The following is a 23,036-nucleotide window of genomic DNA, read 5'->3' on the forward strand; positions in this document are numbered from 1 at the left end:
GCCGAAAATCGTTTCATTCTTGGCAAAAATTATATATACTTGATGTATGAACAAAAAGAAGAAATTTGCGTACGACGTGGAATTGGGCGCCGTGATGGATTATGTCGAAGATCATTTTATGCTTGTGATCAAAGACGAAGACTGGAATGAGGAAGAACTGGAGCTGCTGAAAGCGCCAATCGATCTGCACTTCTGCTACACGCAGGATATTGCGATCTTCGTGCTGGAAGGCGGCGATATCGATTCCAGCGATTTTTACTTTAACGTTCAAGATTGTGATTGGAAAGATCAGCTGCTCGCTTCAGATCAGGTCGATGTCGAAGTGATCCTGCTCAACAAAAAGAACGAAATCTGCTGGTCGAGAAGAAAAACCTTGAACCCGGAACAAAGCCGGAAGATCCTGGACTGTATCCGCCGACAGGCAGAGACAACGTTCATGCCGGGCGAATACGATGTCAATGTACAGGGGATCCAAAGTGCCTATGAGCCCTATGAATTGAATAAATTTGCGGTCGTTTCGATCCGCTTCTAAGGAGGAAAAATGAAAGCAGTCATCAGTGTTGTCGGAGAAGACAAAGTCGGAATCTTAGCTACGGTTTCCGGAGAATGTGCGAAAGCCAAGATCAATATCCTGGATGTTTCACAGACCATTGTCAACGGCGTGTTTACCATGACCATGATCGTTGAAATGACCAATGAAGATTACACGCTCTCGCAGTTTGCCGAACATATGGAAAAGATCGGCAAGCAGCGCGGATTGGTGATCCGGGTCATGCATCAGGACATTTTCAAATCGATGTACGAAATCTAGGAGGAACCGAAACATGCAGACAGATGATATACAAAGAACAATACGCATGATCGATGAGGAATGCCTGGACATCCGGACGATCACCATGGGCATCAGCCTGCTGGACTGCATCGATACAGACATTCATGCATCCTGCCGGAAGATCGAAGAAAAAATCTGTACCAAGGCCAAAGACCTTGTTTCGGTCGGTGAGGAAATTTCGCATACTTACGGTATTCCGGTCGTCAATAAACGGATCAGTGTGACGCCGATTTCAATGCTTGTCGCTGCCAGCGGCGGCGATCCGGTCGAATATGCGGTCACGTTGGAAAAATGTGCACGCCGCCTAGGCGTCAATTTTATCGGCGGTTATTCTGCTTTGGTGCAGAAGGGATATGCAGCCGGTGACCGTGAGCTGATCGATTCGATCCCGGAAGCCTTGGCCCGTACGCAGCATGTCTGTGCCAGTGTGAATGTCGGTTCCACCAAAGCCGGCATCAACATGGATGCCGTCAGACAGATGGGCGAGATCGTGGTCGAGTCGGCACTGAAGACCAAAGACGATAACTGCATGGGACCGGCAAAACTGGTCGTATTCTGCAACGCCGTCGAGGACAATCCATTTATGGCCGGCGCTTTCCATGGCACCGGCGAGGCGGATTGTGTGATCAATGTCGGTGTGTCCGGCCCAGGTGTGGTCCGTGCGGTCCTGGCAAAAGCGGATAAAAATCTGCCGATGGATACGATCGCTGATTTGATCAAACGCACAGCCTTTAAGATCACCCGGATGGGTCAGCTGGTCGGTTCGGTCGCCAGCCAGAAATTGGGCGTGCCGTTCGGTATCGTGGACTTGAGTCTCGCGCCGACACCGGCGGTCGGTGATTCGGTAGCGCATATTTTAGAGGAAATGGGACTGGAGACATGCGGTGCCTATGGCACAACGGCTTGTCTGGCAATGTTGAATGATGCCGTCAAAAAGGGCGGCGTGATGGCCACCAGCAATGTCGGCGGTCTGTCCGGCGCGTTCATTCCGGTCAGCGAGGATGCCGGTATGATCCGGGCAGCGGAAGAAGGCGTGCTGACGATGGAGAAATTGGAAGCCATGACAGCGGTCTGCAGCGTCGGCCTGGATATGATCATCATTCCGGGCAGCACCAAGCCAGAGATCATTTCCGGGATCATCGCGGACGAGGCGGCCATCGGCATGGTCAATTCCAAGACGACGGCGGTGCGTGTCATCCCGGCCATCGGCAAAGATGTCGGTGATACATTGGATTTCGGCGGCCTGTTAGGCGGCGGTCCGGTCATGCCGGTCAACCAGACGAAAAACGATGTCATGATCCATCGCGGCGGGCGGATCCCGGCACCGATCCAGGCTTTGAAGAATTAAATAAAAAATTTGCATTCTCAAAACTTATCAGTATAATGTTTATATAAACATCGAAGAGAAGTAGTACAGATGATTCAGAAACAGAGAGCTGACGGTCGGTGCGAGTCAGCCGAGATAGTCTGGAACGTGTCTTGGAGTTGCGTTGTCGAAGCGTGAGGCAGCGCCGTGAATTCGCGTTAAGAATGAGTGTCATTCCGAAAGGAATGGAAGTAAGGTGGTACCGCGACAAAGTCGTCCTTTTCGAAGGACGGCTTTTTTTGGATACTGCCGGGAAGAGAGGTTCATATGAAAAAATTATTAAAAGCACTGCTGGCAGTCAGCATGATCGTCACGATGGGCGGTTTTGCGGAAGCAAAAAGCTCAAAAGAAAAAGAAGTCATCACCGTCGGTATTTCTCCGGACTATAAGCCGTATGAATATCTGACCAAAAAAGACAAACTGACGGGTTTCGATGTCGAAATGGTCGAGTATTTTGAAGATTACTTGAGCGAAGAAGAAGGCAAAGAAGTTGACTTCCAGTTCAAACAGATGGATTTTGATAACATCGTGACCCAGATCCAAGGCGATCAGGTCGATGTCGGTATCTCCGGCTTTACGTATTCGAAAAAACGTAAAGTAGAATGGAGCGATCCATATCTGGAATCCAAAGAAGTAGCTGTTGTACCGGCTGATTCCGATATCAGTTCATTGGATGATCTGGAAGGCAAGAAACTGGTAGCTCAGACCGGATCAACCGGTGAAGAAGCCGCTAAAAGTGTAAAGAAAGCCGATGTGACCGGACTGAAAGATGTTCAGGAAATCATGAATGCGGTCAAAGCCAATCAGTATGATGCGGCGATCGTCGATACCGGTGTTGCAGAGCAGTATGCGTCCAGCGGCGACTACAAAGTCTTGGACGGCGCTTTGAAAGATGAAAAGAACTACATCATTGCCAAGAAGGGCAATAAGAAAATGATCAAAAAGATCAACAAGTGCATCGCAGCGTTCCGCGCCAGCGATGAATATCAGACCTTATGTGACAAATACGGATTGAATCCGGTCACTGAGGAAGAAACGGAATAAGCATTGACAGATAGAAGGGTGATAAAATGTTTCCGGCATTTCAACAAATTTTTACAACCGAAAATTTAGCATATTTAGGCAAAGGGGCACTTTTATCACTCCTTATTGCCGCTATTTCATTGATCATCGGAACGCTTCTGGGGATCCTGGGCGCTTCCGGAAAACGTTCGCATCATATCGTTCCTAAGGTGATCGCCAACTTATATGTGGAGATCATCCGCGGTACGCCGCTGCTGCTGCAGATCTTGATCATCTTCTCTGTGATCCCGTCGATGTATACGGCCATCACCGGCAATGTGCTGCGCATCAATGTATATTTGATCGGCGTCATCGCACTATCGATCAACTCCGGTGCCTATCAGACCGAGCTGATCCGAAGCGGGATCAACGGGGTCGATAAAGGCCAGTGGGAAGCGTGTGAAACATTGGGAATGAGTGAAAAACAAACGATGCGGAGAGTTATCTTACCGCAGGCTTTCAAAAGGATCGTACCGCCGGTCATCAGCGAGTTCATCACGCTGATCAAGGACTCGTCGCTGATCAGTACCATCGGTGCGGTTGAATTATTGAAAGGTGCGCAGGTTTTAGGAACCGAATACTACGATGTCATGTCGCCGTATATCCTGGCTGCCATCTATTATTTGATCATGACCGTCAGTATTTCGTATGTCGGCCGTTATGTAGAAAAGAGGTTGGCTGTCAGTGATTAAAGTTGAACATGTCAGTAAAAAATTTAAACATACGCAGGCGTTGAAAGATGTCAGCCTGGAAGTAAAACAAGGCGAGATCGTCAGCCTGATCGGTCCTTCGGGATCGGGAAAAAGTACGCTGCTGCGCTGTATTCACGGCTTGGAAGTGCCGGAAAGCGGCAAGATCTACCTGGAAGGGGAACTGATGGACCGTCATGATCCGGTTAAATATCGTGCGCAGCGCAATAAAATGGGATTTGTCTTCCAGCACTTTAATTTATTTCCGAATATGACCGTGCTGCAGAACTGCACGTTGGCGCCGATCCAGGTGCTTAATCAAAGCGAAAGTGAAGCCGAAGCAACCGCTATGCGCTATTTGAATCGAGTCGGTTTGGCGGAAAAACGCGATGAGTATCCGAACAAGCTTTCCGGCGGACAGAAACAGCGTGTTGCGATCGCACGGGCGTTATGTATGTCACCGGAAATCATGTTGTTTGATGAACCGACCAGTGCGCTGGATCCGGAAATGATCAAAGAAGTACTGGATGTTATGGGGGATCTGGCCAAAGAGGGCATGACGATGATCGTCGTGACGCACGAGATGGGCTTTGCCCATAAGGTCGGCAACCGCGTTGTCTTTTTGGATCAGGGCGTCATCATGGAAGATGCACCGAGCGAACAGTTCTTCACTGATCCGCAGTCGGAACGTGCAAAAGATTTCTTGAGCAAGGTGCTGTACGAATGAGACTGCCGGATTTTAAAGTTGAACAATGGATGAACGTCTACGAAGGACAGGCGGTCTATAATCTGACGGATACATGTGCCAAAGCGCTGACCGTTCAGGAACTGCTGGATCTGGAACCGATGGATCTCAACCATATTCGGCTGGATTACGGTGAGATCACCGGTGACCGGGAGCTGAAAAAACGCATCGTGGAATTGTATAAGACCGGTTCGATCGATACGGTCACCACGTGTCACGGCTGTCTGGAAGCCAATGATCTGGTCATGAATACCTTGTTGGAGCCTGGGGATGAAGTGATCATCTGTCAGCCGAGTTATCAGCAGTTTGAAGATATTCCGAAAAGCCTGGGCTGTATCGTGCACAAGGTGGAATTGGATGAGTCCAACCACTGGCTGCCGAAGCTGGAGGATTTTAAAAAGTATCTTGGTCCGAAAACCAAGATGATCATTCTGAACAATCCGAACAATCCGACCGGAACACTGTTGGATGAAGCGTATTTGACCGCGTTGGCTGCATTGTGCCGGCCGTTCGGAACGTATATTTTTTGTGATGAAGTTTATCGCGGATTCAGTGATGAACCATCGATCAGCGACTTGTATGAGAACGGCATTTCGACCAGTTCTTTAAGCAAGGTCTATGCGCTGGCGGGACTGCGGTTCGGCTGGATCAAGGCCAATACAGATGTGATCCATGCGATCAATGTCCGCCGGGATTATACGATGATTTCCACCGGTCCTTGGATCGATGCCCTGGCTGACCTGGCTTTGCGCCATCGTGAAGAGTTGGTGCAGCGCAATATTGAATTGATCCATAAAAACAAGGCTGCGGTCCGCAGCTGGCTGGAAACAGAATCCCGTTATTCGGTCGAGCTGCCGGCCTCCGGCACGGTTGCGTTTATGAAATATCATTTTGATCTGCCTAGTGAAACACTGGCGAAACAACTGCTGGCAGACACGGGGGTGTTCTTCGTGCCTGGATCTTGTTTCGATCATGAATACCATGTTCGTCTGGGACTGGCCCAAGATCCGAAAATCTTGAAACAAGGGCTTTCAGTTTTGTCAGATTGGACAAATCGACACGTCGGTTGATTCCAGATTCAAATTTGTGTTACACTGAAGTCAATAATGATCAAGGGGTGTATAGCCATGAAAAAATGGATAGGAATGTTATTGATCGGAGCGCTCGTGCTGACCGGCTGCTCAAGTCAATCCGGAGAAAGCACCGGCGATACGACGCCGGATACCCAGGAGAGCACCAAAAGCAAGGTCCTGGTCTGCACAGGAGACAACGATGAACAAGTGACACTGGAAGCAACGGGCGATAAAATCAAAAAGATGACGATCGTTTCGTATATGGAAAAGTCAGATCTTGGCATCACCGATGAAATGGATGCAGAAACCATTCAGAATGCGATCAATGATTCTTTAAGTGAAAAATATAATATTGACGGTGTGACAGCCGAAGGTGCACTGGAAGATGATCGTGTCAAGATCACGGTCACAGTGAACTATGAAGAGGCCAATCAGGAAGATCTGATCAATGCCGGCCTGGTTGAAAAGGGCGAAAAACAAAGCCAGTACACATCGTTGAAGGCAACGAAAAAGGCTTACAAAAACGCCGGTTACAGTTGTGATTATCAATAAAAAGCGGTAGGACCGCTTTTTTTCTGCAGAAGGAGGCCATGTGCATGCGGTATTATATTGCGGACTGCCATTTTTTTCACAGTGCCCTGAATGAGAAGATGGACTGCCGGGGATTTGGTTCAACAGAAGAAATGAACGATTTTATGATCCGGCAATGGAACAGCCGTGTCCGTAAAAATGATGAAGTCGTTATTATTGGTGATTTTTCCTGGGGCAATGCGCAGCAGACGCAGTCTGTCTTGGATCAGATCAAAGGGCAGCTGATCCTCATCCGCGGCAATCACGATCGATTTCTGGAAGATAAAAAATTTGATGCTTCCCGTTTCAAGGTGATCGCCGATTATAAAGAGATGCATGACAACAAGCGGAAAGTAGTCCTATGTCATTATCCGATTGCCTGTTATAATGGACAATACCGGCGCGATGATCAAGGCAATCCAAAGACATATATGCTTCATGGACATATACATAATACGTATGACCAGGTGCTTTTAGATCAATATCAGCAATATGTATCGTCTCAGACCCATCAGCGAATTCAGGGCGGAACGGAGCACATTCCATGTGAACTGATCAACTGTTTCTGTATGTTTTCACATTATTTGCCATTAACATTGGATGAATGGATCAAAATAACACAAAAACGACGAATTGAAAAATAGAAAAATATATGTAACATTTTGAAAATGCGATGTAATATCATGATAAAATATGTTGCCGTATTTGACATTTGTATTATAATTAGAATATATTTAAAGCAGTAGACAGTAATTTATAGAACATGGAGATGACTATATGAGCAGAACCAAATTAGATGAAAGCGCAAAACCACTATATGTTCAGATCAAAGATATTTACCGGCATAAAATTCTGACGCAGGAATTGAAACGCGGTGATAAAATTGAGAGCGAACTGGAGATCCAGAAAAAGTTTTCTGTTTCCCGGATCACGGTCCGGCAGGCGATGCTTGATCTGGAAAAAGAAGGCATGGTCAAACGTGGCCGCGGCAAAGGAACATTTGTTATTTGGCGGCCGGGATTTGAGATTCCGCTGAATAAATTTTCCGGTTTTACTGCTGAAATGGAACGGCAGGGAGCTGAAGTTGCCACGCTGCAGCTGCAGGTCAGCCGCCGCAGCATGGATCCGAAAACCGAACGGATGTTTAAAAAACATGTGAAAGAGGAAATGATCTGTGTTGAGCGTGTACGGACAGTTGATGATATCAAAGCAGTTTTCTCACGCAGCTATTATCCGCTGGATGATGGCCTGCCGGAAGACGAGCAGGAATATGGCGAGTCTGTCTATGAAATGCTGAAGGAACGCGGCGTAGGAGCTCCGGCCCGTACAAAAGAATGGATGCATACGGAACTGCCGAACGAAGAAGTGGAAAAAGCATTGAACATTGCAGCCAACCAGCCAGTATTGGTCTGCTGCTGCGAAGTATTTGATAAAGATGATCAGGTCATCGAGTATGGTGTCAACTATTATCGCGGCGATATGTATTCTTTTACATATGAACTGAAAGATGAGTAAAATTATAGATCTTAATCTGTAAAAAGTTCTTGCACAAAGAAAAGTAACATGATATTATATGTGAGCACTTGCCGGAGACGGCAGGTTTCACATATATGGCGCGTTGGAGAAACGGTTAACTCACATGCCTTTCACGCATGCATTCACGGGTTCAAATCCCGTACGCGTCACCAATTGAAAAGAACCGGATCAAAGATCCGGTATTTTTTTATTGATTTTTACTTTAAATCAGCGTATCATAAACTAGCATGCGTGGCAGAGTGAGCAGACACTCGTTTTGACCACTGCATAAGATAAAATATAGGAGGTATCTTATGGCTAAAAAGAAAACTGCAAAAGTAGCGAAGATCGTTAAACTGCAATTCCAGGCCGGCATGGCAAAACCGGGACCGGCGTTGGCCAGTGCAGGCATCAACATGCCGCAGTTCTGTACGGCATTTAATGATGCAACGAAAGATCGTCGCGGAGACATTGTCCCTGTTGTCATTACTGCATACGAAGACAAGAGCTTTGATTTCGTCTGCAAGACAACTCCGGCCGCAAACTTGTTAAAGAAGGCTGCCGGTATTCAGAAAGCCAGCGGTGACCAGAAGGAAATCGCCGGTACGATCACGAAAGATCAATTGAAAGAGATTGCTGAATACAAAATGCCGGACTTGAACGCTAACGATGTAGAAGGCGCAATGCGCATTGTCGCAGGTACGGCACGTAATATGGGCATCAAAGTAGAAGGATTCGAATAGGAGGGAGATCAAGATGGCTAAAGTAAGTAAGAGATATGCCGAAGCAGCGAAATTGGTTGACCGCACGAAAGAATACCCGATCGAGGAAGCCGTTGCTTTGATGAAAAAAACCAGTACGGTCAAATTTGATGCGACCGTGGAAGTCAGCTTCCATTTGAATGTCGATCCGCGTCATGCAGATCAGTTGATCCGCGGGGCCATGGTCCTGCCGAACGGAACCGGACGCTCGCAGACCGTATGCGTTGTTGCCGATGGTGACAAGGCAAAAGAAGCACAGGATGCAGGTGCTGACTTTGTCGGCGATCAGGATATCATCGATAAGATCTCCAAAGGATGGTTTGATTTCGATGTATTGATCGCGACCCCGAATATGATGGGTAAATTGGGCCGTCTGGGCCGTGTTTTAGGTCCGAAAGGCTTGATGCCGAACCCGAAGACCGGTACGGTAACGATGGATGTTGCCAATGCCGTTGATGAAGTCAAAAAAGGTAAAGTAACGTACCGTGTTGATAAAGAAGGAAACATCAACGTATTGATCGGAAAAGTAAGTTTCGATGATGAAAAACTGATCGAAAACTTCCAGGCGATCTATCAGCGAATTGCTAAGGCTCGTCCGACGACGATCAAAGGTACTTATATGAAGTCCCTGACCCTGTCTTCGACGATGGCGCCGGGCATCAAAGTCGCTCACGACTAATTGACAAAAGTTAAAATATAGTTTACTATCACGTTGTTATCAATATTCCAAAGACAGTAACGGCCGTCCGGCTTAATCATGTTACCGAGGGTTGATGCGTATTTTGCATACTTTCCCCGTGCCTTTGGCGCGGGTTTTCTTTTGAATATTGTAATAATATAGAAAGAAGAGGTGGACTTGTATGAACAAAGACATCCTTGCTCAAAAGGAAGCTGAAGTAGCAGCTTTGGCAGACAAGATGAAAGCGGCAAGCTCGATCGTCATGGTCGAATACCGCGGTCTGACTGTTAAAGAGGTTACAGAACTGCGCCGCAATCTGCGTGATGAAGATGTAGATTTTAAAGTTTATAAAAACGCAATTGCCCGCCGTGCTGCATCCCAATTGGGATACGATGCATTCAGCGACCAGTTGGTCGGCCCGAATGCGCTGGCTTTCGGTAAGGATCCGGTCGCACCGGCACGTGTATTGGCAAAATTTGCCAAGGAACACGATAAACTGGTGCTGAAAACGGGTGTTGTCGACGGTGATGTCGTTGACACAGATGTGATCATGAAGCTGTCTGCATTGCCGAACAAGGAAGGCATGCTGGCAAAATTCGCTTCCTGCCTGAATGCACCGGTCATCAAATTTGCGATGACGATCAAGGCATTGGCAGAAGCAAAAGAAAATGGTACCGTAAAGACTGCTGAAGCAGAAGAAGCTGCACCGCAGGAGAGTGCCGACAAACCGGCTGAAGAAGCAGCCGCTGAATAGAGGAGGAACTAACAATGGCAAAATTAACACAAGAAGACATTCTGGCTTACTTGGAAGAAGCTACAATTTTAGAGTTAAATGATTTGGTCAGCGCGATCGAAGATAAATTCGGTGTTGTTGCAGCTGCTGCAGTTGCTGCACCGGCTGCTGACGAAGCTGCAGCTGACGAAGGACCGAGCGAAGTTACTGTAACGTTGACGGATATCGGACAGACTAAGGTTGCTGTCATCAAAGCCGTACGTTCGATCACTGGTCTGGGTCTGGTTGATGCGAAGAAATTGGTCGATTCCGCTCCGTGCGCGATCAAAGAAAACATCGATCCGGAAGAAGCAGACAAGATCAAAGAAGAACTGGTTGCTGCCGGTGCTACGGTTGAAGTGAAGTAATTTCAGCTTAAATTTCCCTTCGGAGATTCTCCGAAGGTTTTTTTAAGCTTTTTTTTACGGTTTTCTGTTATAAATAAAAGCAGGGGGCGATACTATCAGCTGGAAACTATTTAGTAAACACCGTCAGATGATTTATGGCATTGCCGCATTGTCGATCGTACTTTTTCATTTTACGAAAGACGTTGTTTCTTATCATATCGGGGGTGCCTGGGAACAATTTGCCGACTGGTATCTGGTTTGGAACGATGCCATGGGCGTAGAATGGTTTTTATTTTTATCCGGCATGGGATTGTTTGTGTCGATGGAAAAAAACGGTGCGGTAAAATTTGAACAGCATCGTCTGAAACGAATATTGATTCCTTATTGTTTATTGGCCATACCGTATTGGATCTTCCATCATTTAATCGATGGGCCCGCCCACTGGCTGGCAGATACAACACTGGTCAGTGTGTTCACCGATCATCAGCTGCAGTTCTGGTATGTGCTGTTTATATTGACCATGTATGCGTTCTATCCGCTGATCATACTGCTGATCCGGAATCGAAAACATCTATATTTAAAGCTTTGGAGCGCGGCAGGCATTTTATCGGCTGTATTCATTTGGCTTTCCCTTCATTGGGCGCCGTTTGACCGGACGGATGTTTTTTATTGCCGGGTGCTGATTTTTGTGATCGGCTGCATCTGCGGCGTCTGGATCTATGACGGCAAACCGTGGCAGAAAAAAGATACTTTTCTATTTACGGCCGGCATTGCGCTGAAGATCTGGTTTGTCTCTTCCGGGGTCGAAAATGATGCCTTGGAACGGATCGTTGCTTGTTTCTACAGTCTGAGCGTACTGGGGGCACTGGTGCTCGTGTTGGAAAAAATATCATTGCCGGCGTTTGTTTCCTGGTGCGGCACGGTATCGTTGGAAATGTATATTGCGCATATTTCTTATCGTTCGGTATTCAAGGAAACGATCTACCAGCCGTTTCATTTCTCTTATCCAACCGTCTATCTGCTTGTATTCTTGTGTACGCTGCTGACCTGCTTCGTTGTTCAGAAATTGTATACAAATGTACGCAAGATAAAAGAAATCCAGTCCACTTGGTTTGTTTTTCCAGGTTTCGAATCTCAAAAATTTTAGGTCCTTCGGGGCCTTTTTTCTTTGCATTTTTCTAACGATTGTTTACACGGTCTTTACATTGCATGATTCTGCCTTTTACATTGGGTTGTTATCATCTAGATGTAAAAGAAAGATAGACTTTAGGAGGAAAAAACACTATGAAACGAATAGCCTCAATTGCATTGAGCGGTTTGCTGGCCTTGGGAATGTTGACGGGCTGCGGATCGAATACGTCTGATTCTTCATCTTCATCTGAAGATTTAAGCGGTACGATTTCTGCTGCCGGATCTTCGGCATTAAAGCCATTGGCAGATGAAGCCGCAAAGGACTTCCAGGAAAAATATCCGGATGTAAGTATTACGGTTGATGCCGGCGGTTCCGGTGAAGGTCTGAAACAGGTTTCCGATGGAACGGTTACGATCGGTATGTCGGATGTTGCAGCGGAAGAAAAACTGGATGCCGATCAGGCAAAAGAACTGACTGACCATCAGGTAGCCGTGATCACGATGGCTCCGATCGTAAATAAAGATGTCAAAGAAGGCGGCGTCGATAACTTGACGACCGAACAGTTGATCGACATTTTCACTGGTAAAATTACGAACTGGAAAGATGTCGGCGGACCGGATGAAGACATTGTATTGGTTACACGTCCGTCATCTTCCGGAACTCGTGCAACATTTACGAAGTATGCATTGAATGGTAATGAAGAAGCTGAAAACAAATCGATGGAAACCGATGATTCTGGTGTCCTGCTGAAGAACGTTCAGGATACAAAAGGTGCAATTGGTTATGTTGCATTATCTTACTTGGTTGACAACGATGATGTTGCAACCGTATCGATCGATGGTGTAGAGCCGACTTTGGAAAATACCTACAGCGGCGACTACAAAGTTTGGGCTGTAGAGCACATGTACACAAAGGGCAAAGGTTCAAAGACGGACCGCGCATTCATTAAGTACATGATGTCGGATGACTTTGCAAAAACAACAGAGAAGTTGGGCTACGGTGTTGCATCGAAGATGAGCTCGATGGATCACTAATGGACCGGAACAAACGAATTCGATCAACAAGACGGGCGCTGCAGCCCGTTTTCTGCGAGGTGAGAAATAGATATGTTTAAAAAAGAATATGCTTGGCGCGGGATCGCGACCATCGGCGGATTGATCGTGATTGGTTTGACACTGACGATCGGTGTGTTTCTGGCATACCGGGGCAGTGCTACCTTCTTTCAGTTCCATCATACTTTAGGTGAATTTTTAGGATCGGCAGACTGGAATCCGGTCGACAGTGCAGCCGGCGGCGGTACAGTCGGAGCCCTGATCTTCATTGTCGGTTCCCTGGTGACATGCGGTCTGGCACTGTTGATCGCCACCCCGTTATCGTTGGGGGCAGCTGTATTCATGACGCAGATTTCACCGCGTATCGGTGAGAAATTCTTCCGGCCGGTCGTACAGATCTTTGCCGGTATTCCTTCTGTCGTTTATGGCTGGGTCGGTTTGAGCGTACTGGTTCCGTTTATGCGCGTGGCATTTCATCAGCAGGTCGGACAGTCGATCCTGGTGGCGGCTATCGTGCTGGCTGTCATGATCTTCCCAACGATCACAAGCATGACAGCGGATGCGCTGACGGCGGTTCCGAAAACCAATCGGGACGGTGCCTATGGTTTAGGTTCGACGCGCTGGCAGACCATTTACCGGGTCATCATCCCAGCCGCGAAGTCCGGCATCATCACAGCGATCATCATGGGCCTGGCCCGTGCGTTTGGTGAAGCACTGGCTGTAGCGATGGTCATCGGTCAGACGACCGCACTGCCGACAAGCATTTTCTCTACCTCGAAAACCATTACTACGGAAGTTGCCGCACAGATGGGAAATGCCATGGAAGGCGGCGAATTGAAAGCAGCTTTGTGGACCTTGTCATTCTTGTTATTCTTGATCTCATTGTTCATGATCTGGCTGATCCACCGTGTGAATGCACCGAAGAAGGAGGATTGATCATGGATAAACGGATCGCTTCCGCTAAACGGGCGGATAAAATTGCTACTGTGATTTTCTGTATTATTGCGGCAATGTTCTTCCTGCTGCTGTTTGGTTTTGCCGGATATGTGATTATCCGCGGTATTATGAGTGCCAAACCAAGCATGTTCGGCTTTACGGGTTATGACGATATTGGCAATCAGTTGTTTAATACGATTTACCTTGTATTTATCTCTTTATTGGTCTGTGTGCCGATTGGAGTTTTTGCGGGAATTTATCTGGCGATGTATGCCAAACCAGGACGATTTACGAAATTCCTGCGGATGTGTATTGAGACCTTGTCTTCACTGCCGTCGATCGTTGTCGGCTTGTTCGGTTATCTGGTGTTCTTGATCGTTTTGGGCATGGACCGCAGTCTGCTGGCCGGTGCCTTGTCGATTTCGATCATCACGCTGCCGCTGATCACAACGACGACCGAAGATGCGATCAAAGGTCTGCCGTCCGGATATTTACAGGGCAGTCTGGGCATGGGTGCCACCAAGTGGCAGTCCGTGTATCATGTGCTGCTGCCGGCTTGTCTGCCGCGGATCATGACAGGTGTCATCCTGGCTGCCGGGCGTGGTTTTGGTGAAGCCGCTGCCCTGCTGTATACAGCTGGTTCCGGAAGCCGTTTGTATTGGGCATCGACGAACATCCACAGTGCAGTCAATCCATGGAATGTCATGCGTCCGGCAGAGACATTGTCCATTCAGATCTGGAACTTACAGGTAAACGGACAGAATCAGGATCTGGCAAATGTTTCATCAGCCGTGCTGATGGTGCTGGTTTTAGCGTTTAGTATTTTGGCAAACGCATTGTCGCGTCATATTCAGGCGAAGAATGCCGGACAGGTTTCGGGAGGAAAGAAACGATGAGTGAGAAGGTAAAGTTTGAGATTCGTAATGTCAATTTGCATTACGGGGATTTCCATGCACTGAAAAATGTGAACATGGATATTATGGAGAATGAGATAACGGCGTTTATCGGACCGTCCGGATGCGGTAAATCGACGTTCTTGAAAACGTTGAACCGGATGCAGGATTTTGAAGAAAGTGCGAGAGTAGACGGCACGATCAAGATGGACGGTACAGATATTTATAAAGATATGGACGGTATTGCGCTGCGTCATACAGTTGGTATGGTATTCCAGCAGCCGAACCCGTTTCCGAAAAGCGTATACGACAACGTTGCGTACGGACCGCGGATCTTCGGCATCAAAAAGAAAGCCCAGCTCGATCAGATCGTCGAACGTTCACTGCGTCAGGCAGCGATCTGGGATGAGCTGAAAGACCGGCTGAATAAAAGTGCGCTGGGTTTATCCGGCGGACAGCAGCAGCGTTTGTGCATTGCCCGGGCGCTGGCTGTCAATCCGGATGTCTTGTTGATGGATGAGCCGACCAGTGCGCTGGATCCGATTTCGACTTCAAAGATCGAGGATCTTGCAGTAGAGCTGAAAAAAGATTATACGATCATCATGGTAACGCATAATATGCAGCAGGCAGCACGTATTTCCGATCGTACAGCGTTCTTCCTGCTGGGTGAAATGGTTGAATATGGACCGACGGCGCAGTTGTTCGCCAATCCAAGCGATCCGCGCACGGAGCGTTATATTACAGGAAGGTTTGGTTAAAAAACATGAGAGATGCTTATCAAAGAGAATTATTAAAGCTGCATGATAGTTTGATCGAAATGGGCAATACATGTGAGAAGATCATTCATGAAACGTATCAGGCATTGATCCAGAATGATACAGATATCCTGGATGATATCGAACGATTAGAGTCTTCGATCAACCGTCAGGAACGTCAGATCGAACGTGACTGCATGAACTTGCTGCTACTCCAGCAGCCGGTAGCGACCGATCTGCGGGAAGTATCGTCGGCCCTGAAAATGATCACGGATCTGGAACGGATCGGGGACCAAGCTTTCGATATTGCAGACATCATCCGGAAACATCCGAATTTAAGCGAGGATGTCAAGAAAGTGCCGATGCAGGAAATGGCGCAGGTGACCATGGAAATGGTGCACGAAAGCGTCATGTCGTATGTGAAGAGTGATCTGGCACAGGCAAAGAAAGTATTGGGCATGGATGATAAAGTAGATGAGTTGTTTGAGGTCATTCATCGCAGTGTCAAGGCGAATATCGAGCAGGAAACGGCGCTGGAAATTTTGATGATCGCCAAATATTACGAGCGCATCGGCGATCATGCTACCAATGTTGCCGAGTGGGTGGAATACTCGATCACTGGAGAACATTAAACGGACTTCCCTGCTGCGGCAGGGAAGTTTTTGCATGAAAAAAAAGGCCGGTGTCCGGCCTATTTCTCTTCTTCGGCAAAGATCTTTTTGAAAGCGTTGGCGATACCGTCATCGTATACCGATGTGGTGGAGAAGTCGGCAAAGCTTTTGACGTAGTCTGTGGCGCCTCCCATCGCGACTCCGATGCCGGCTTTCTCCAGCATGCGGATATCGTTGGTGCTGTCACCGAAACAGATGGTTTCTTCCCAGGTGGCACCGATGTCATGCAGCAGCGATTCAATGCCGACCGCTTTGTCATTGTTGGCGTTGAAGATATCAAAACCGAAGCCATCGGTCTTGACATTGATCAGATCCGCGCGCAGGGCCGGATGCTCTTCGATAAAATTATCGATGGTGCGCTTGTCTTTGCAGATGAGGAAAGCATTGAATGCGCGGTGGCGGCGGTGGAATGACTGGCTTGGATCATAGAACAGGGAGTCCAGGACGTTGGCGTATTTGCAGAAGTCATACATTGGATAAAAATTATTATAAATGTAGGATGCGTCGCCGAAATGAAAGCCTAGACCAAAATTGTGTTCCTTGCACAGCTCGACCAGTTCATCGCAGTATTGGCGGGGGATCGGATTGGCTTCCAATTCATTGAAATCACCGTCCAGGACGAAGCTGCCGTTGATCAGTACGTAGAAGTCGAACTGCACGCGCTGCAGGATCAGTTTCATCTGGTTGAGCGGACGGCCGGTCGCTGCGCAGACCATATAGCCTTTTTTGCGCAGTGTATCGATCGTTTCTAAAGTAGATTCTTGAATGACGTCGTTCTCGGTTTGATACAAGGTACCATCCATATCAAAGAATACGATTTTATGCTTCATGATTTATTTTCCTCTCATTCATTGACATTATAACAAAAATCTGAAAAAAGAATTGACAAAAGTTTTTATTCCGAGTAAATTAATCTTGCATGCGGTTTGGGCTTTTGTAGCCTTTTTAAATCGGGTAATAAAGACCCACCCGGAAACGTGTGCTTATTTTGAATGAAAGGAGAGCCAATAATGCCTACAATTAACCAGTTGATCCACAATGCCCGCAAGGACAGCAAAGCAAAGTCAAAATCACCTGCGTTGAATCGTGGTTATAACTCACTGCAGTCCCGCCCGACAGCGGTAAACAGTCCGCAGAAGCGTGGTGTCTGCACGCGTGTCGGTACGATGACGCCGAAGAAGCCAAACTCGGCTCTGCGTAAATATGCCCGTGTTCGTCTGAGCAACGGTATGGAGGTCACAGCCTACATTCCGGGTATCGGACATAACTTGCAGGAGCATAGCGTGGTATTGATCCGCGGCGGCCGTGTCAAAGACCTGCCAGGTGTTCGTTACCACATCATCCGCGGTACGTTGGACTGCGCCGGTGTGACGGATCGTAAACAAGGACGTTCATTATACGGAACGAAGAAACCAAAGAACTAGTCAGTCGTGAGAGGAGGAAACAGGAATGCCTAGAAAAGGACACATCGCAAAGCGTGATGTACAAGTAGACCCTATTTACAACTCGAAGTTGGTTACTCGTTTGATCAACAAAATCATGATTGATGGTAAAAAAGGTGTCGCGCAGAAAATCTTGTACAATGCATTTGATATCGTAGAGGTCAAGACGGGAAAACCGCCGATGGAAGTTTTCGAACAAGCGTTGGAAAACGTCATGCCTCAGTTGGAATTGAAAGTTAGACGAGTGGGCGGAGCCAATTATCAGGTGCCGGTCGAAGTCAGCGACGAGCGTCGTCTGACATTGGGCCTGCGTTGGATCGTCAACTATGCGCGTCTGAGAAATGAAAAGACAATGGAACAGCGGTTGGCAGCGGAAATCATCGATGCTTCCAACGGTACCGGAGCCAGTGTCAAGAAGCGTGAAGACACGCACAGAATGGCGGAAGCAAACAAGGCTTTTGCTCACTACCGTTGGTAGGAAAGGAGATTGGCAGCTATGCCTAGAGAATATAGTTTACAGAATACTCGTAATATCGGTATCATGGCGCACATCGATGCCGGTAAAACAACAACCACTGAACGTATTCTTTACTATTCAGGTGTAAACCACAAAATCGGCGAAACGCACGATGGTGCCAGCACCATGGACTGGATGGCGCAGGAACAAGAGCGTGGTATCACCATTACTTCTGCGGCAACAACTTGCCACTGGAAGAAACAGGACGGAACCGGTGAGGAATGCCGGATCAACATCATCGATACACCGGGCCACGTAGACTTCACGGTCGAAGTAGAACGTTCGCTGCGGGTCTTAGATGGTGCCGTTACGGTACTGGATGCCAAAGCCGGTGTGGAACCGCAGACGGAAACCGTATGGCGTCAGGCGACGACTTACGGCGTACCGCGAATCGTTTTCGTCAATAAGATGGATGCGACGGGTGCTGACTTTATCATGTCCTGCAACACGATCATCGATCGTTTGGGCGCAAAGTCCTGCCCGATCCAATTGCCGATCGGTGCCGAGAATACGTTTGAAGGATTAGTAGACATTATTGAGCGTAAAGCATATACATTCAGCGGAGATTACGGACGGATCGTTACGGAGATCCCGGTACCGGATGATCTGAAAGAAATGATGGAAGACTATCGTATGAAATTGCTGGAATATCTGGCTGATTACGATGAGGATTTCATGATGCAGGTCCTGGAAGGAGAAGAGCCAAGCATTGCGGATATCAAACGTGTTCTGCGTGTTGCCGTATGTAAAGGTGATTTCTTCCCGGTATTGTGCGGATCTGCCTATAAAAACAAAGGTGTCCAGATGGTTCTGGATGCAGTTGTTGATTATCTGCCAAGTCCGGTCGACGTTCCTTCGATCAAGGGTACGACGCTGGACGGCGAAGAAGAATTCCGTCATCCAAGCGATGATGAACCGTTCTCTGCCCTGGCATTTAAGATCGCTACCGATCCATATGTCGGAAAATTATCTTTCTTCCGTGTTTACTCAGGAACGGCTGAGGCCGGAAGTTATGTACTGAACTCAACGAAGGATAAACGAGAGCGTTTCGGACGTATCGTACAGATGCACGCGAATGCCCGCCGTGAGATCGATCAGGTTTATGCCGGTGATATTGCCGCTGCCGTTGGTTTAAAAGTAACGACGACCGGTGATACGCTGTGCGATGAAAAGAATCCGATCATCCTGGAATCCATGGAATTCCCAGAACCGGTTATTGAGATGTCTTTGGAGCCGAAGACAAAGGCAGACCAGGATAAGATGGGTCTGGCATTGTCAAAGCTGGCTGAAGAAGACCCGACGTTCAAAACATATACGAACGAGGAAACCGGACAGACGATCATCGCCGGTGTCGGTGAGCTGCACCTGGATATCATCGTCGACCGTCTGCGCCGTGAGTTCAAAGTGGAAGCAAATATTGGTAAACCGCAGGTTGCTTATCGTGAGACGATCCGCAAAGCTGCTGAATGCGAAGGTAAATACATTCGTCAGTCCGGCGGCCGCGGTCAGTATGGTCACGTTTGGATCAAGTTCGAACCGAATGAAGGCAAAGGCTTTGAATTCGTTGATGCGGTCGTCGGCGGCAGTGTACCGCGTGAATACATCAAACCGACCCAGGAAGGTTTGGAAGATGCATTGAAGAACGGTATGATCGCCGGTTATCCGGTCATCGATGTAAAAGCAACCTTGTTCGATGGATCCAGTCACGATGTCGATTCCAGTGAAATGGCATATAAGATCGCTGCCAGCATGGCACTGCGTGAAGCAGCCAAGAAGTGCGATCCGGTTCTGCTGGAGCCGATCATGTTCGTGGAAATCACGGCACCAAGTGAATATTTAGGAAGCGTCATGGGCGATGTTTCCAGCCGCCGCGGTTCGATCACCGAACAGGAAGAACGCGGCAACGCAACCATCGTTCGTGCGAATATCCCACTGGCTGAGATGTTCGGTTATGTAACCGATCTGCGCAGTTTCACACAGGGCCGCGGCAACTTCTCGATGAAATTTGATCATTACGAAGAAGTACCGAAGAGCATCGCTGCAAAGATCATCGAAGAAAACGCGAAGTAATAAATCATCATTGACTTTTAATCGGTCAATGAATTAAAATTAATTTGTGTATATAAAAAACAACAATAGGAGGATTTAGCAATGGCTAAGGAAAAATTTGACAGAAGTAAGGTTCATGTTAATATTGGAACCATCGGCCACGTTGACCATGGTAAAACAACGCTGACGGCCGCTATCACTAAAGTATTATCCGAAAAAGGTTTGGCAAAAGCCGAAGCTTATGATGAAATCGATGGTGCACCGGAAGAAAAAGAACGTGGTATCACCATCAATACCGCACACGTTGAGTACCAGACAGAAAAACGTCACTATGCACACGTTGACTGCCCGGGCCACGCCGATTATGTAAAGAACATGATCACTGGTGCCGCTCAGATGGATGGTGCGATCCTGGTTGTCGCTGCTTCGGATGGCCCGATGCCGCAGACTCGTGAGCACATCCTGCTGGCTCGTCAGGTAGGCGTTCCGTACATCGTTGTTTACCTGAACAAGTGCGATATGGTTGATGATGAAGAATTGATCGACCTGGTAGAAATGGAAATCCGCGAACTGCTGAACGAATATGACTTCGACGGTGACAACACACCGATCATCCGCGGTTCTGCATTGAAAGCATTGGAAGGCGATCCAGAAGCTGTTCAGTCGATCTATGATCTGATGGACGCAGTTGATACTTGGATCCCGGATCCGGTTCGTGATATCGATAAACCGTTCCTGATGGCAGTCGAAGACGTTATGACCATCTCCGGACGTGGTACTGTAGCAACCGGCCGTGTTGAGCGTGGACAGGCTCATTTGAATGATGAAGTTGAAATCGTCGGAATCAAACCGACTCAGAAAACGGTCATCACTGGTTTGGAAATGTTCCACAAGACATTGGACGTTGCCGAAGCCGGCGACAACATTGGTGCATTGTTACGTGGTATCGCACGTAATGAGATCCAGCGTGGTCAGGTATTGGCAAAACCAGGTACGGTTCATCCGCACACAAAATTCAAAGCCAGAGTTTACGTTCTGACAAAAGATGAAGGCGGACGACATACACCGTTCGTTTCCAACTATCGTCCGCAGTTCTACTTCCGTACAACGGATGTTACTGGTGTCATCACTCTGCCGGAAGGCGTAGATATGGTTATGCCGGGCGACAACGTTGATATGTTCGTAGAATTGATCGCGCCGATCGCTATCGAAAACGGTACTCGTTTCTCTATCCGTGAAGGTGGACACACTGTCGGAGCCGGAAACGTTACCGAAATCATGGAATAATCATTCTGATTTCCAAGAGCTGCAGAAATGCAGCTCTTTTTTTGATACTGAATAAAATTTAAATATAAAAAGATGGGATTAGCTAGTCTGCATTCCATTGGAATAGGATGGAGATCCTCTTGGCAGTTTGTGTATTTTCAGTCATAAAAATTCATCAATAGAAGTATTTAAGCTCGCATCAAACAATTTTTTATTTTACAATAAGTTACATATTTACATGAAAGCATGAAAACGAAACGTAAATTATTGAAAGAAATGAAATTGGAAAAAGCAGTTTACATGTGAAATAATAGTTCTGTTACTTGAATATTGGAAGAAAACAAGTGCCCATAATCAGCAGCACGCATTTATTTGTTTACTTTACATGTTCAAGATGAGAGAGAAAAGGAGTTATAGTAAAAATCATGGATTCTGAAAAGAAAATCAAATGGTACATGCTTGCGTTCATGTGCTTTTCGACTCTGTGGGGATTCGGAAACGTCGCGAACGGATACATGTATTTCAACGGAACCCAGGTCATCTTCTCTTGGATCTGGATGTTCCTGCTGTACTTTGTCCCGTATGCATTGATGGTCGGTGAATTAGGATCGGCCTTCAAAGACTTAGGCGGAGGTGTTACCTCCTGGGTACAGGAAACGACAGGCTCAAAGCTGGCATACTATGCCGGATGGACGTACTGGGCATGCCACGTTACGTATATTGCTTCAAAAGGTTCCGGCGGACTGAAAGCCCTGAGCTGGATGGTCTTCCAGAACGCGGAAACTTATGATTCGTTCCCGACACGTTATGTACAGCTGGCAACATTGGCTGTCTTCCTGTTCTTCTGCTGGGTAGCAAGCCGCGGCCTGAACCCGCTGAAAAAACTGGCTACGATAGCAGGAAGCAGTATGTTTGTCATGAGTATTCTGTACATCATCATGATGTTTGCCGCACCGGCAATCAATCCAAACGGCGGATACGTTGCGCTGGACTTCAGTCTTGATAAGATGATCCCGACCTTCGATATCACATACTTCACGAACTTGTCCATCTTGGTATTTGCGGTCGGCGGTATCGAAAAGATTTCTCCGTACGTCAACAAGATGGAAGGCGATGCTTCGAAGGAATTCCCGAAGAGCATGATCTTCGCCGCTGTGATGGTCATGGTCTGCGCGATCTTCGGTACCATTGCCATGGGTATGATGTTCGATCCGAAAGTCGTCTTCGCAAGTGCTGAAAGCCAGACTTCTTACATTGCCAACGGTGCTTACTGGGCCTTTGAAAAATTAGGACAGTATTATGGAATCGGCAATGCACTGATGATCATCTATGCCGCATGCAACGCTATCGGACAGTTCTCGACACTGGTCGTTTCCATTGATGCGCCGCTGCGTATGCTGCTGGATGACCCGAACGCTCGTGAGTATGTGCCGAAACAGCTGCTGAAACAAAACAAATACGGAGCTTATATTAATGGTATCTGGATGGTCATCATTTTATCCGGTGCGATCATTCTGGTACAGATCGCGATGCCGGGTGCTGCCGGTGTCCTGGCTCAGCTGAACAAGCTGAACTCTGTCTGCATGCCGTTCCGTTATTTGTGGGGATTCTTTGCATATATTATGTTACGCCGCCAAAGTTCGAAATTCCCGCGTGCGTATCAGTTCACGAAGAAACAAGGCTTGGCTACTTTCTTCGGATGGTTCTGCTTCATTTTGACACTTGCTTGCTGTATCATGGGTATGTACTCCCCGGATGCCAAGACCATGGCGCTGAATGTCATCACGCCGGTGGTATTGGTTGCTTTGGGTGTGATCATGCCGATGATCCGCAAACGTCAGGACGAAAGAGAAGCGGCTTAAGTCAACAAAAGAGAAACCGCAAGGTTTCTCTTTCTTTTTAGGAGGAAAAT

Annotated in this window: 26 protein-coding genes, 1 tRNA gene and 2 other annotated features; of the genes, 26 read left to right on the forward strand and 1 reads right to left on the reverse strand. The window is 47.5% G+C overall.

Annotation, left to right across the window (positions count from 1 at the left end; all coding sequences use genetic code 11):
* The first annotated feature begins 46 nt into the window (after window positions 1-46).
* From HNQ47_RS07595 to phoU, 21 genes are all read left to right on the forward strand, one after another.
* The gene (locus HNQ47_RS07595) at window positions 47-532 is read left to right on the forward strand and encodes a hypothetical protein (protein ID WP_183328793.1); all 486 of its coding nucleotides are present in this window, start codon (window positions 47-49) and stop codon (window positions 530-532) included.
* A gap of 9 nt (window positions 533-541) precedes the next feature.
* Complete coding sequence (locus HNQ47_RS07600; RefSeq protein ID WP_183328794.1) at window positions 542-811, forward strand: ACT domain-containing protein; 270 nt, start codon at window positions 542-544, stop codon at window positions 809-811.
* A 13-nt stretch (window positions 812-824) separates the two neighbouring features.
* Entirely contained in the window at window positions 825-2,180 is a 1,356-nt protein-coding gene (locus HNQ47_RS07605) for a PFL family protein (RefSeq protein WP_183328795.1), read from the forward strand.
* Between the two features lie 41 nt (window positions 2,181-2,221).
* Window positions 2,222-2,422: a binding site (T-box leader), on the forward strand.
* Window positions 2,423-2,465: 43 nt separating this feature from the next.
* Window positions 2,466-3,242: a substrate-binding periplasmic protein gene (locus HNQ47_RS07610; RefSeq protein WP_183328796.1), complete on the forward strand. Its 777-nt coding sequence runs from the start codon at window positions 2,466-2,468 to the stop codon at window positions 3,240-3,242.
* Window positions 3,243-3,268: 26 nt separating this feature from the next.
* Window positions 3,269-3,952, forward strand: a complete 684-nt coding sequence (locus tag HNQ47_RS07615; protein ID WP_183328797.1) for an amino acid ABC transporter permease — start codon at window positions 3,269-3,271, stop codon at window positions 3,950-3,952.
* The gene (locus tag HNQ47_RS07620) at window positions 3,945-4,676 is read left to right on the forward strand and encodes an ATP-binding cassette domain-containing protein (protein WP_183328798.1); all 732 of its coding nucleotides are present in this window, start codon (window positions 3,945-3,947) and stop codon (window positions 4,674-4,676) included. Before HNQ47_RS07615 ends, HNQ47_RS07620 begins: the two co-directional genes overlap by 8 nt.
* Window positions 4,673-5,764, forward strand: coding sequence for an aminotransferase class I/II-fold pyridoxal phosphate-dependent enzyme (locus HNQ47_RS07625; RefSeq protein WP_183328799.1), 1,092 nt, complete (start codon window positions 4,673-4,675; stop codon window positions 5,762-5,764). Before HNQ47_RS07620 ends, HNQ47_RS07625 begins: the two co-directional genes overlap by 4 nt.
* 57 nt (window positions 5,765-5,821) lie before the next feature.
* Complete coding sequence (locus tag HNQ47_RS07630) at window positions 5,822-6,319, forward strand: DUF1307 domain-containing protein (protein WP_183328800.1); 498 nt, start codon at window positions 5,822-5,824, stop codon at window positions 6,317-6,319.
* A 44-nt stretch (window positions 6,320-6,363) separates the two neighbouring features.
* Window positions 6,364-6,981 (forward strand): metallophosphoesterase family protein, encoded by a 618-nt coding sequence (locus HNQ47_RS07635; RefSeq protein ID WP_183328801.1) that lies wholly within the window; start codon window positions 6,364-6,366, stop codon window positions 6,979-6,981.
* 133 nt (window positions 6,982-7,114) lie between these two features.
* Window positions 7,115-7,852, forward strand: coding sequence for a GntR family transcriptional regulator (locus tag HNQ47_RS07640; protein ID WP_183328802.1), 738 nt, complete (start codon window positions 7,115-7,117; stop codon window positions 7,850-7,852).
* A 97-nt stretch (window positions 7,853-7,949) separates the two neighbouring features.
* Window positions 7,950-8,025: transfer RNA gene (locus HNQ47_RS07645), tRNA-Glu, on the forward strand.
* A gap of 141 nt (window positions 8,026-8,166) precedes the next feature.
* Window positions 8,167-8,595 carry a 50S ribosomal protein L11 gene (rplK, locus tag HNQ47_RS07650; RefSeq protein ID WP_183328803.1) on the forward strand — a complete coding sequence of 143 codons (429 nt, stop codon included), beginning with the start codon at window positions 8,167-8,169 and terminating at the stop codon, window positions 8,593-8,595.
* A 13-nt stretch (window positions 8,596-8,608) separates the two neighbouring features.
* On the forward strand, window positions 8,609-9,292 hold the full coding sequence (gene rplA, locus HNQ47_RS07655) for a 50S ribosomal protein L1 (RefSeq protein ID WP_183328804.1): 684 nt from the start codon (window positions 8,609-8,611) through the stop codon (window positions 9,290-9,292).
* 29 nt (window positions 9,293-9,321) lie between these two features.
* Window positions 9,322-9,441: a sequence feature (ribosomal protein L10 leader region), on the forward strand.
* A 32-nt stretch (window positions 9,442-9,473) separates the two neighbouring features.
* Window positions 9,474-10,046, forward strand: coding sequence for a 50S ribosomal protein L10 (gene rplJ / locus HNQ47_RS07660; RefSeq protein ID WP_183328805.1), 573 nt, complete (start codon window positions 9,474-9,476; stop codon window positions 10,044-10,046).
* A 14-nt stretch (window positions 10,047-10,060) separates the two neighbouring features.
* Window positions 10,061-10,432 (forward strand): 50S ribosomal protein L7/L12, encoded by a 372-nt coding sequence (rplL, locus tag HNQ47_RS07665; protein WP_183328806.1) that lies wholly within the window; start codon window positions 10,061-10,063, stop codon window positions 10,430-10,432.
* Window positions 10,433-10,559: 127 nt separating this feature from the next.
* On the forward strand, window positions 10,560-11,558 hold the full coding sequence (locus tag HNQ47_RS07670) for an acyltransferase family protein (protein ID WP_183328807.1): 999 nt from the start codon (window positions 10,560-10,562) through the stop codon (window positions 11,556-11,558).
* Between the two features lie 137 nt (window positions 11,559-11,695).
* Entirely contained in the window at window positions 11,696-12,577 is an 882-nt protein-coding gene (locus HNQ47_RS07675) for a phosphate ABC transporter substrate-binding protein (protein ID WP_183328808.1), read from the forward strand.
* A gap of 72 nt (window positions 12,578-12,649) precedes the next feature.
* Complete coding sequence (pstC, locus tag HNQ47_RS07680) at window positions 12,650-13,531, forward strand: phosphate ABC transporter permease subunit PstC (RefSeq protein ID WP_183328809.1); 882 nt, start codon at window positions 12,650-12,652, stop codon at window positions 13,529-13,531.
* A gap of 2 nt (window positions 13,532-13,533) precedes the next feature.
* Complete coding sequence (pstA, locus tag HNQ47_RS07685; RefSeq protein ID WP_183328810.1) at window positions 13,534-14,427, forward strand: phosphate ABC transporter permease PstA; 894 nt, start codon at window positions 13,534-13,536, stop codon at window positions 14,425-14,427.
* Window positions 14,424-15,182 carry a phosphate ABC transporter ATP-binding protein PstB gene (gene pstB, locus HNQ47_RS07690; RefSeq protein WP_183328811.1) on the forward strand — a complete coding sequence of 253 codons (759 nt, stop codon included), beginning with the start codon at window positions 14,424-14,426 and terminating at the stop codon, window positions 15,180-15,182. The genes pstA and pstB overlap by 4 nt, the downstream gene beginning before the upstream one ends.
* 5 nt (window positions 15,183-15,187) lie before the next feature.
* On the forward strand, window positions 15,188-15,811 hold the full coding sequence (gene phoU, locus HNQ47_RS07695; protein ID WP_183328812.1) for a phosphate signaling complex protein PhoU: 624 nt from the start codon (window positions 15,188-15,190) through the stop codon (window positions 15,809-15,811).
* Between the two features lie 59 nt (window positions 15,812-15,870).
* Here the strand turns inward: phoU and HNQ47_RS07700 are convergent, their stop codons facing one another.
* Entirely contained in the window at window positions 15,871-16,680 is an 810-nt protein-coding gene (locus HNQ47_RS07700; protein WP_183328813.1) for an HAD family hydrolase, read from the reverse strand.
* A 180-nt stretch (window positions 16,681-16,860) separates the two neighbouring features.
* Here HNQ47_RS07700 and rpsL point away from each other — a divergent pair, with 180 nt between their 5' ends.
* The 5 genes from rpsL (at window position 16,861) to HNQ47_RS07725 (ending at window position 22,986) form a co-directional block, all read left to right on the forward strand.
* Window positions 16,861-17,274: a 30S ribosomal protein S12 gene (gene rpsL, locus HNQ47_RS07705; RefSeq protein ID WP_183328814.1), complete on the forward strand. Its 414-nt coding sequence runs from the start codon at window positions 16,861-16,863 to the stop codon at window positions 17,272-17,274.
* Between the two features lie 25 nt (window positions 17,275-17,299).
* A complete protein-coding gene (gene rpsG / locus HNQ47_RS07710; RefSeq protein ID WP_183328815.1) occupies window positions 17,300-17,770 on the forward strand; it encodes a 30S ribosomal protein S7 in 471 nt (156 codons plus the stop codon).
* A gap of 18 nt (window positions 17,771-17,788) precedes the next feature.
* Entirely contained in the window at window positions 17,789-19,879 is a 2,091-nt protein-coding gene (fusA, locus tag HNQ47_RS07715) for an elongation factor G (protein WP_183328816.1), read from the forward strand.
* A gap of 81 nt (window positions 19,880-19,960) precedes the next feature.
* Window positions 19,961-21,145 (forward strand): elongation factor Tu, encoded by a 1,185-nt coding sequence (tuf, locus tag HNQ47_RS07720; RefSeq protein ID WP_183328817.1) that lies wholly within the window; start codon window positions 19,961-19,963, stop codon window positions 21,143-21,145.
* Window positions 21,146-21,549: 404 nt separating this feature from the next.
* Window positions 21,550-22,986, forward strand: a complete 1,437-nt coding sequence (locus HNQ47_RS07725; RefSeq protein ID WP_183328818.1) for an APC family permease — start codon at window positions 21,550-21,552, stop codon at window positions 22,984-22,986.
* Window positions 22,987-23,036: the final 50 nt, after the last annotated feature.

It is taken from the genome of Catenisphaera adipataccumulans (genome assembly GCF_014202755.1).
Lineage (GTDB): Bacteria > Bacillota_I > Bacilli_A > Erysipelotrichales > Erysipelotrichaceae > Catenisphaera > Catenisphaera adipataccumulans.